Genomic DNA, 9,471 nt, shown 5'->3' with positions numbered 1-9,471 from the left:
GCCGGGGGGTGGGGGGGCCGGGGGCGGCGGCCGGGTGCCGGGGCGGTCAGCCGGCGGTGGGGGCGGCGTCCTTGGCCGCCTCCTCCTGCCGGGCCTCCTCGGCGAGCCGCTGGGTGGCGTTGGTGGTCTTCAGGGTCTTCTCCTTGATGAAGAGCACCGTGATCAGCGCCAGGACGGCGAACGGGGTGGCGATCAGGAAGAGATCACCGGTCGCCGAGCCGTAGGCGCCCTGGACGAGTTCGCGGGCCTCGTCGGGCAGCTGGGAGATGTCCGGCACCGCGTGCGCGTCGCCGCCCCCGGCGTCGAAGCCGCCGAGCTGGCTCGCCACCCGGTTGGCCAGCACCGCGCCGAGGACGGAGGTGCCGATGGTGCCGCCCATGCTGCGGAAGAACGACAGCACGGAGGTGGCGCTGCCCAGTTCGGCGGCGGGCACGTCGTTCTGGGCCGCGAGCACCAGGTTCTGCATCAGCAGGCCGACGCCGACGCCCAGCAGCGCCATGTAGAGGCTGAGCAGGCCGAAGCCGGTGTCGGCGCTGATGGTGGCGAGCAGTCCGAGCCCCGCGGTCATGGTGATACCGCCGGCGACCAGGTAGATCTTCCACCGCCCGGTGGCGGAGATGATCTGCCCGGCGATGGTGGAGGAGACCAGCAGACCGCCGATCATCGGCAGGCTCATCAGCCCGGCCACGGTCGGGGACTTGCCGAGGGCGATCTGGAAGTACTGGGACAGGAAGACGGTGCCGCCGAACATGGCCAGGCCGACCAGGAAGCTGGCGACGGTGGTCAGGGTGACGGTGCGGTTGCGGAAGATCGTCAGCGGGATGACCGGTTCCGGCACCCGCGACTCCACCAGGACGGCCAGGCCCAGCAGGACCACACCGGTGCCGGTGAGCGCGGCGGTCTGCCAGGAGGCCCAGTCGAACTGGGAGCCCGCCATGGTCGTCCAGATGAGCAGGGCGCACACCCCGGCGACGATGAGGCCGGCGCCGAGGTAGTCGATCTTGACCTCGCGGCGCACGGTGGGCAGGGTCAGGGTGCGCTGGAGGATGACGATCGCGGCGAGCGCGAACGGCACACCGATGAAGAAGCACCAGCGCCAGCCCAGCCAGGAGGTGTCCACCAGGACGCCGCCGATCAGCGGTCCGGCGACGGTACCGACGGCGAAGACGGCGCCGAAGATCCCGGCGTACTTGCCGAGCCGGCGCGGCGGGATGACGGCGGCCATGACGATCTGCACCAGGGCGGTGAGACCGCCGGCGCCGATGCCCTGGATGACCCGGCTGAAGATCAGCAGTCCCACGCCGTGGGAGAAGCCGGCCAGCAGCGAACCGACCAGGAACAGCCCGAGGGAGAGCTGGAGCAGCAGCTTCTTGTTGTAGAGGTCGGAGAGCTTGCCCCACAGCGGGACGGTGGCGGTCATGGCCAGCAGCTCGGCGGTGATGACCCAGGTGTAGGAGGACTGGCTGGCGTTGAGGTCGGTGATGATGCGGGGCAGCGCGTTGGCCACCACCGTGCCGGCCAGGATGGCGACGAACATGCCGGCCATCAGGCCGGACATCGCCTGGAGTATCTGGCGGTTGGTCATGGCACCCGGTGTTTCCTCGGGTGCCTCGGTCGCGACTGTCACGATGTCCTTCTCGGTGTACGGAGTGAAGTGGAGCGGCCGGATCCTCAGGATCCGGCGCGGCTGGTGGCCGGGGCGGCGGTGACGGCGGGGGCCGGCAGGCCGGCGGCGAGCTGTCCGATGACGTCCCGGAAGATCCGGGTCAGGGACTGCTCGCGGCCGCCGGCGCTCCAGTGCTCCACGGCGACCCGGGTCGCCGTGTTGACCACGGCTGCCAGCAGTCGGGGGTAGGCGCCGGGATCGGCGCAGCCGGTGGCGGCCAGCCGTTCGGCGATGATGCGGGCCAGGGCCTCCTCGTCGGCCTGGTGCACGCCCAGGGTACGGGCCAGGAGGTGCGGGGAGCGGCGCAGTACCTCGGCGCGCAGTTCCCACAGCCGGTGGTCCGATCCCTTCTCGGGGAGTTCGGCCGCGTAGGCGTCGGTGACGGCCCGCAGCGGAGGCCGGTCGGGCGGTGCGTCGCGCACCGCCCGGCGGACCCGTTCGGCGACATCGGCGTCGACCATGACGAACGCCTCGTCGCGGTTGTCGAAGTAGTTGAAGAAGGTGCGCGGCGAGACCCCGGCGGCTTCGCTGATCGCCTCGACGGTGACGTGCTCGGCGCCGTGTTCGGCGGCGAGCCGCAGGGCCGCCTCGGTGAGGGCTCGGTGTGTGGCCCGCTTCTTGCGGTCCCGCAGGCCCTGGGGTCGTGTTTCGCTCGGCACGCTGTGCAGGGTATGCAAAAGTGCAGACTCTGCAAAATTAATTTCCGGTACCGCCGGCCGTCCCGGTGGGATGCTGAGCCCGTGCACCCAGCCGAGATCCGGATCCGCTTCGCCCCCGAACTCCATCCGCTGCTCTCCGCGCGCCGGCGCGGGGACGGGGCGGTGGCCGCCGTGGACGGGGTGTCCACGCTCGGCCATGTCGTGGAGTCCTGCGGCACCCCGCTCACCGAGGTCGGCGCGCTGAGGGCCGACGGCCGTCCGGTGGAGGCCTCCTACGTGCCGCGCGGCGGCGAGAGCGTCGAGGTGGCCGCCGTGACCCGGCCGCAGCGGGTGCCGGGCGCCCCACTGCGCTTCCTGCTGGACGTGCACCTGGGCACCCTCGCCCGCCGGCTGCGGCTGCTGGGCGTGGACGCCGCGTACGAGAGCGAGGACATCGGCGACCCCGCCCTGGCCACTCGCTCCGCCGCCGAGCGCCGGGTGCTGCTCTCCCGCGACCGGGGCCTGCTGCGCCGCCGGGAGATCTGGGCCGGGGCGTTCGTCTACAGCGACCGGCCCGACGAGCAGCTCCGCGACGTCCTGGGCCGGTTCGCCCCGCCGCTGGCCCCGTGGACCCGGTGCACGGCCTGCAACGGCGAGCTGGAGAGCGTCGGCAAGGACGAGGTGGCCGCCGGTCTCGACGGCGGCACCCGGCGCACCTACGACGTGTTCGCCCGCTGCACCCGCTGCGCGCGGGTCTACTGGCGCGGCGCCCACTCCGACCGTCTGGAGGCCATCGTGGCCGGGGCCCTCGCCGAATTCGGCCCCAGCCACCGCTGAGCCGCGCGCGGGAACGGCGGGCCAGCGCCACTCCCCCGGCGCGGGCCGCGTCACCTCCCCGCCCCGGCCGCACGGGACTCGTACAGTGGGGCGGCCTGTCCCCTTCCGTCAGGACGGTGATGTCGTGATCGAGGTCCTGCTGCTGGGCGTCGCCCTGGTGCTCACCCTCGCCTGCGGGGTGTTCGTGGCCGCCGAGTTCTCCCTGACCACCGTGGAGCGTTCGGTCCTGGAGGACGCCGCCGAACGCGGTGAGCCCGGCGCCCCCGGGGCACTGGCCGCCGTACGGTCGCTCACCTTCCAGCTCTCCGGCGCGCAACTGGGCATCACCCTCACCAGTCTGGTGATCGGGATGCTCGCCGAGCCGTCCGTCGCCGCGCTGCTGGCCGGGCCGCTGCGCGCGGCCGGGCTGCCCGGCTCCGCCGCCGGCTCCCTCGCGCTCGTCCTGGGCACCGCCGTGTCCACCGTGGTGCTCATGGTCATCGGGGAACTGGTGCCGAAGAACTGGGCGATCTCCTCCCCGCTGGCCGTCGCCCGCCATGTGGCGCCGCTCCAGCGCGGGTTCTCCACAGTGTTCCGGCCGTTCATCCGCCATCTCAACAACACCGCCAACCGGGTCCTGCTGCGGCTCGGCCTGGAACCCACCGAGGAACTGGCCTCGGCCCGCTCCCCCCAGGAACTGGTCGCCATAGCACGGCACTCCGCCGAGGAGGGCGCCCTCGCCGCCGACACCGCCGACCTGTTCGTCCGCTCGATCCAGCTCTCCGGGCTGACGGCCCAGTCCATCATGACGCCCCGGGTCCGGGTCGTCGCCCTGGAGACCGACGCCACCCTCCAGGACGTCGCCGACGCCGTCCGCGCCACCGGCCTGTCCCGGTTCCCGGTGTGCGAGGGCGGCCTCGACGCGGTACGCGGCACGGTGCGGCTGAAGGACGTGCTCGCGGTGCCGGACGAGCGGTGGGCGACGACACCGGTGCGCGAACTGCTGCGCGAACCCCTGCTCGTACCCGACTCCTTCCCCGCCGACCGGCTGCTGGAGGAACTGACGGACGAACGGCCGATGGCGGTGGTCATCGACGAGTACGGCGGCACCGCCGGGGTGCTCACCTTCGAGGACATCATCGAGGAGATCGTCGGCAGCGTCCGCGACGAGCACGACCCGCGCCAGGCCCCCGACCTGCTGCCGCTGGGCCCAGGACGGTACGAGGCGGACGGGGCGGTGCGCCGCGACCAGCTCCAGGTGATCGGACTCCACCTGCCGGAGGGCCCGTACGAGACGCTGGCCGGATTCATCGCCACCGACCTGGGCCGCATCCCGGCCGCCGGCGACCGGGTACGGACCGGCGGCTGGGAACTGGCGGCGCTGCGCACCGACCACCACCGGGTGGTCCGGGTCCGGCTCACCGCCCCCGCCCCCGAGCCCGCCGACCCCGAGGAGGCCCGATGATCGCGCTGCAACTGCTGACCGGGCTGCTGATGATCGCCCTCAACGCGTTCTTCGTGTTCGGGGAGTTCTGCCTGATCTCGGTGCGCCGCAGCCAGGTCGAGCCGCTCGCCGAGCAGGGCGACCAGCGGGCCCGCCGCGTCCTGGAGGCGCTCCAGCACCTGTCGCTGCTGATGGCCACCGCGCAGCTGGGCATCACCCTGACCACGCTGGTGCTGGGCATCGTCGCCGAGCCGGCCATAGCGCATCTGCTGGAGCCGCCGCTGGACGCGGTGGGCGTGCCGCACGGGGCGGTCCATCCGATCGCGTTCGTGGCGGCGCTGTCGGTGGCCACCTATCTGCACATGCTGCTGGGCGAGATGGTGCCCAAGAACATCGCGCTGGCCACCCCGCTGCGCTGCGCGCTGCTGCTCGGCCCGCCGCTGCTGGCGCTCTCCCGGGCGCTGTCCCCGCTGGTGCGCGGCATCAACGAACTGGCCGGCGCCCTGCTGCGGCTGCTGCGGGTCACCCCCAGGGACGAGGTGACGGCGGTCTTCTCGGACGAGGAGCTGGACCGGATCGTCACCGACTCGGGCGCCGCCGGGCTGCTGGACGAGCGGGCCACCGGGCGCCTGCGGGACGCGCTGCGGCTGGCACGGCGGCCGGTGGGCGAGGTGATGCGTCCGCGCGGCGCGGTCGTCACCGCCCGGGTGGGCGTCACCCCGCACGCGCTGGAGGCGCTGTCGGCCCGCACCGGCTACTCGCGCTTCCCGGTGCAGGACGAACGCGGCACGGTGCTCGGCTACCTGCACGTCAAGGACGCGCTGAACGCGGACCGCCCCGAGGCCCCGTTCGCGCTGTCGGCGCTGCGGCCGATCGCCCGCGTCGGGGCGGGCACCCCGCTGGACGAGGTGCTGACCGCGATGCGCGGCGGAGCCACGCATCTGGCGGCGGTGATCGGACCGGACGGCCGGCCCACGGGCGTGGTGACGATGGAGGACGTACTGCGCGAGCTGGTGGGCACGCCCGGCGCCACCGGCCGCTCTCGATAGCATCGGCGGGTGGATGCCATGGAACCGGAGCGGGCGGGCGACCGGCCCGTGCGCAGTTTTGTCGCCCTGGGCGACTCGTTCACCGAAGGCATGTCGGACGCGCTGCCGGACGGCACCTACCGGGGCTGGGCGGATCTGCTGGCGGGGCGGCTGGCCGAGCGGGTGCCGGACTTCCGGTACGCCAATCTGGCGGTGCGCGGCAAGCTGATCGGCCAGATCACCGGCGACCAGGTGCCGGCCGCCGCCGCGATGGGCGCCGATCTGGTCTCGCTGGTCGGCGGCCTCAACGACGTCCTGCGCCCGCGCTGCGATCTGCCCCGGGTGTGCGCGCTGCTGGAGGAGGCGGTCGAGCGGCTGGCCCCGGCCTGCGGCACGCTGGTGCTGATGCGCTCGCCGGGCCGCGACGGTCCCGTCCTGGAGCGCTACCGGGGCCGGATGGAGGAGCTGTACGCGCACATCGACGCGCTGGCGGCCCGGCACCCGGGGGTGGTGGTCGTCGACCTGTACGCCTCGGCGGCGCTGAGCGACCAGCGGATGTGGGCGGAGGACCGGCTGCATCTGACCGCCGAGGGCCACCGGCGGGTGGCGGAGGCGGTCTGGCAGCGGCTCGGGAACGCGCCGGCCTTCGACTGGGACGCGCCGCTGCCCCCGGCGGCGCCGGTGCGGTTCGCGCGGCGGATCGGGGCGGACGTGCGGTTCGCGCGCGAGCATCTGCTGCCGTGGATAGGACGGCGGCTGACCGGGCGTTCCTCGGGGGACGGGCGGGCGCCGAAGAGGCCCGAGCTGAGCCCGCCGTAGAATCCGGTGGCGTGACAGACAAGCCCCGCATTCCGAATGTCCTGGCCGGCCGCTACGCCTCGGCGGAACTGGCCCGGCTGTGGTCCCCCGAGTACAAGGTGGTGCTGGAGCGCCGCCTGTGGCTGGCGGTGCTGCGCGCCCAGCGCGATCTGGGGGTGGCGGTCCCCGAGGAGGCGATCGCCGACTACGAGCGGGTGCTGGAGCGGGTCGATCTGGCGTCGATCGCCGAGCGGGAGCGGGTGACCCGGCACGATGTGAAGGCGCGGATCGAGGAGTTCAACGCGCTGGCCGGGCACGAGCAGATCCACAAGGGCATGACCTCGCGGGACCTGACGGAGAACGTCGAGCAGTTGCAGATCCGGCTGTCGCTGGAGCTGGTGCGCGACCGTACGGTGGCGCTGCTCGACCGGCTCGGGCGGCTGGCCGGCACGTACACCGGTCTGGTGATGGCCGGGCGTTCGCACAATGTGGCGGCGCAGGCCACCACGCTGGGCAAGCGGTTCGCGACCGGCGCGGACGAGCTGCTGGTGGCCTTCGGCCGGCTGGAGGAGCTGCTGGCGCGCTATCCGCTGCGCGGCATCAAGGGCCCGGTCGGCACCTCGCAGGACATGCTGGACCTGCTGGGCGGGGAGCCGGCCCGGCTGGCGGAGCTGGAGGAGCGGATCGCGGGCCACCTCGGCTTCGCGCGGGCGCTGACCTCGGTGGGCCAGGTGTACCCGCGGTCGCTGGACTACGAGGTGGTGTCCGCGCTGGTGCAGCTGGCGGCGGCGCCGTCGTCGCTGGCGAAGACGATCCGGCTGATGGCGGGCCAGGAGCTGGTGACCGAGGGCTTCCAGCCGGGGCAGGTCGGTTCCTCGGCGATGCCGCACAAGATGAACACCCGCTCGTGCGAGCGGGTGAACGGGCTCGCGGTCATCCTGCGCGGCCACGCCTCGATGGTGGGCGAGCTGGCGGGCGACCAGTGGAACGAGGGCGACGTCTCCTGCTCGGTGGTGCGCCGGGTGGCGCTCCCGGACGCGTTCTTCGCGTTCGACGGGCTGGTGGAGACGTTCCTGACCGTGCTGGAGGAGTTCGGGGCCTTCGAGCCGGTGGTGGCCCGGGAGCTGGACCGGTTCCTGCCGTTCCTGGCCACCACGAAGGTGCTGATGGCCGCGGTGCGGGCCGGGGTGGGCCGGGAGACGGCGCACGAGGTGATCAAGGAGCACGCGGTGGCGTCCGCGCTCCGGCTGCGGGAGGGCGCCGAGCGCAACGAACTGCTGGAGCGGCTGGCGGCCGACGACCGGATCCCGCTGGGCGCGGCGGAGCTGGCGGCCCTGATGGCGGACCGGCTGTCGTTCACAGGCGCGGCCGGAGAGCAGGTGGCCGCCGTGGTGGCGGCGGTCGAGGGTGTGGTGAAGCGGTACCCGAAGGCTGCCGCGTACACGCCGGGGGCGATTCTCTGACCTCGTGGGAGGGCGGGGATCCGTCCCTGCTGCGGCGGATCAATTCCGCGGTGGTGCTGCGCGCGCTGCGGGCGGCCGGCGAGCGGGGCGAGAGCCCGTCGGTGGCCGAGCTGGCGGCGGTCACCGGGCTGTCCAGGCCCACCGTGGAGCAGGTGGTGGAGTCGCTGCTGGGCGCCGGGTACGCGGCCGTGGCGGGTGGTGCGGCGCGGGCGCCCCGGGTGGGGCGCCCGGCCCGCCGGTTCCGGTTCCGGGCGGAGGCCGGTCATCTGCTGGGGGTGGAGATCGGCGCGCTGCGGGTGACGGTGCTGGTGGCCGATCTGGCCGGACGGCGGGTGGGTTCCGCGGTGCGGACGGTGGCGGCCGACGCGCCGGCGGAGGAGCGGCTGGCGCTGGTGACCGGGGCGGCACGGACGGCGCTCATGGCCTCGGGGGTGCCGCCGGACGGGGTGCGGGCGGTCGGGGTGGGCTCGCCGGGGATCATGGCGGCGGACGGTTCGGTGCGGCTGTGCGCGGCGCTGCCGGGGTGGACGGGGCTGCCGCTCGGGGAACGGCTCGGGTCGGCGCTGGGGGCACCGGTGCTGGTGGAGAACGACGCGAACGCGGCGGCGGTGGGGGAACGCTGGCGGGGCGCCGCGGTGGGCTGTGACGATGTGGTGATGGTGCTGGCGGGCCTGTCGCCGGGCGCCGGGTCGCTGATCGGTGGCCGGGTGCACCGGGGGTTCGGCGGGGCGGCCGGGGAGATCGGGGCGTTGCATCTGCTGGGCCGGGGGGCGGCGCCGGAGCGGCTGCTGTCGCCGGACGGCGACCGGCCGCTGGCCGCGCTGGACGAGGCCGCGGTGGGCCGGGTGCTGGAACGGGCGCGGGGCGGGGAGGCGCGGGCGGGGGCCGCGGTGGAGCGTTATGTGGAGCGGCTGACGCACGATGTGACGGCGCTGGTGCTGGCGCTGGACCCGGAACTGGTGGTGGTGGGCGGCTGGGCGTCCGGGCTCGAAGGGGTGGCGGGGCCGCTGGCGCGGGAGCTGTCCCGGTACTGTCTGCGCACGCCCCGGGTGGCGGTGTCGGAGCTGGGCGCGGAGGCGATCGCGACGGGGGCGCTGCGGCTGGCGCTCGACCGGGTGGAGGCGGAGATGTTCGCGGTGCGCCAGCCGGGGTGCGGGGAGCCGGGCACGGCGGGGCCGGGCGCCGGCTGAGCGCGGGCCGGCGGCCGGGGTCGGGCCGGGCCGGGTGGTGCGCGCGGGCCGGGTGCGGGAGCGGGGGGCGGGTCAGCCGGTGAGGGCGGAGAGGGCCGGCTGGTTGGCGAAGGTGAGCCGGCAGGTGTCGGCCCGGTAGGTGGCCACGGAGGCGGCGGCGGTACGCCCGGCCGTGAGATAGCGGGTGGTGACCAGCAGGACGGGGGACCCCGGGAGCCGGTCGAGGCGGTGGGCGGTCTCGGCGGTGGCGGCGCCGAGTTCGACGGTGCGGTCCTGGCCCGTGGGCTCGCACTCCTGGAGCAGCCGCAGCAACCGCCGGGCGCGCTCGGGGCCTTCGGCCGGGTCGGCGGGGGCGGGCAGGACGGCGGCGCCGGGTACGTACAGCTCCTCGGTGGCCACCGGGCGGCCGTGGGTCGCCAGGGTGCGGT

Annotated in this window: 9 protein-coding genes; 6 read left to right on the top strand and 3 right to left on the bottom strand. The window is 74.4% G+C overall.

The annotated features are described in order from the left end of the window. Positions 1–46 precede the first annotated feature (46 nt). Both ACFV5N_RS19575 and ACFV5N_RS19570 read right to left on the bottom strand, forming a co-directional pair. Positions 47–1,585 (bottom strand): MDR family MFS transporter, encoded by a 1,539-nt coding sequence (locus ACFV5N_RS19575; RefSeq protein ID WP_385601297.1) that lies wholly within the window; start codon positions 1,583–1,585, stop codon positions 47–49. 86 nt (positions 1,586–1,671) lie between these two features. Continuing rightward, the gene (locus ACFV5N_RS19570) at positions 1,672–2,325 is read right to left on the bottom strand and encodes a TetR/AcrR family transcriptional regulator (RefSeq protein ID WP_385601291.1); all 654 of its coding nucleotides are present in this window, start codon (positions 2,323–2,325) and stop codon (positions 1,672–1,674) included. Between the two features lie 81 nt (positions 2,326–2,406). Here ACFV5N_RS19570 and ACFV5N_RS19565 point away from each other — a divergent pair, with 81 nt between their 5' ends. From ACFV5N_RS19565 to ACFV5N_RS19540, 6 genes are all read left to right on the top strand, one after another. Further along, a complete protein-coding gene (locus ACFV5N_RS19565) occupies positions 2,407–3,141 on the top strand; it encodes a Mut7-C RNAse domain-containing protein (RefSeq protein ID WP_385601288.1) in 735 nt (244 codons plus the stop codon). A 124-nt stretch (positions 3,142–3,265) separates the two neighbouring features. Beyond that, positions 3,266–4,585 (top strand): hemolysin family protein, encoded by a 1,320-nt coding sequence (locus ACFV5N_RS19560; RefSeq protein WP_385601285.1) that lies wholly within the window; start codon positions 3,266–3,268, stop codon positions 4,583–4,585. Next, on the top strand, positions 4,582–5,613 hold the full coding sequence (locus tag ACFV5N_RS19555; RefSeq protein WP_385601282.1) for a hemolysin family protein: 1,032 nt from the start codon (positions 4,582–4,584) through the stop codon (positions 5,611–5,613). The genes ACFV5N_RS19560 and ACFV5N_RS19555 overlap by 4 nt, the downstream gene beginning before the upstream one ends. Positions 5,614–5,631: 18 nt before the next feature. Further along, positions 5,632–6,411: an SGNH/GDSL hydrolase family protein gene (locus ACFV5N_RS19550; RefSeq protein WP_385601294.1), complete on the top strand. Its 780-nt coding sequence runs from the start codon at positions 5,632–5,634 to the stop codon at positions 6,409–6,411. An 11-nt stretch (positions 6,412–6,422) separates the two neighbouring features. Further along, the gene (gene purB, locus ACFV5N_RS19545) at positions 6,423–7,853 is read left to right on the top strand and encodes an adenylosuccinate lyase (protein ID WP_385601279.1); all 1,431 of its coding nucleotides are present in this window, start codon (positions 6,423–6,425) and stop codon (positions 7,851–7,853) included. 50 nt (positions 7,854–7,903) lie between these two features. Then, positions 7,904–9,043, top strand: a complete 1,140-nt coding sequence (locus tag ACFV5N_RS19540; protein WP_385601277.1) for an ROK family protein — start codon at positions 7,904–7,906, stop codon at positions 9,041–9,043. A 72-nt stretch (positions 9,044–9,115) separates the two neighbouring features. Here ACFV5N_RS19540 and ACFV5N_RS19535 read toward each other — a convergent pair. Continuing rightward, a partial coding sequence (locus ACFV5N_RS19535; RefSeq protein ID WP_385601275.1) for a UTRA domain-containing protein occupies positions 9,116–9,471 on the bottom strand: 356 nt, incomplete at its 5' end.

This window comes from Streptomyces sp. NPDC059853 (assembly GCF_042731495.1).
GTDB lineage: Bacteria > Actinomycetota > Actinomycetes > Streptomycetales > Streptomycetaceae > Streptomyces.
The sequence above is the reverse complement of the archived record's forward strand: the minus strand, read 5'-3'. Positions and strand labels throughout refer to the sequence as shown.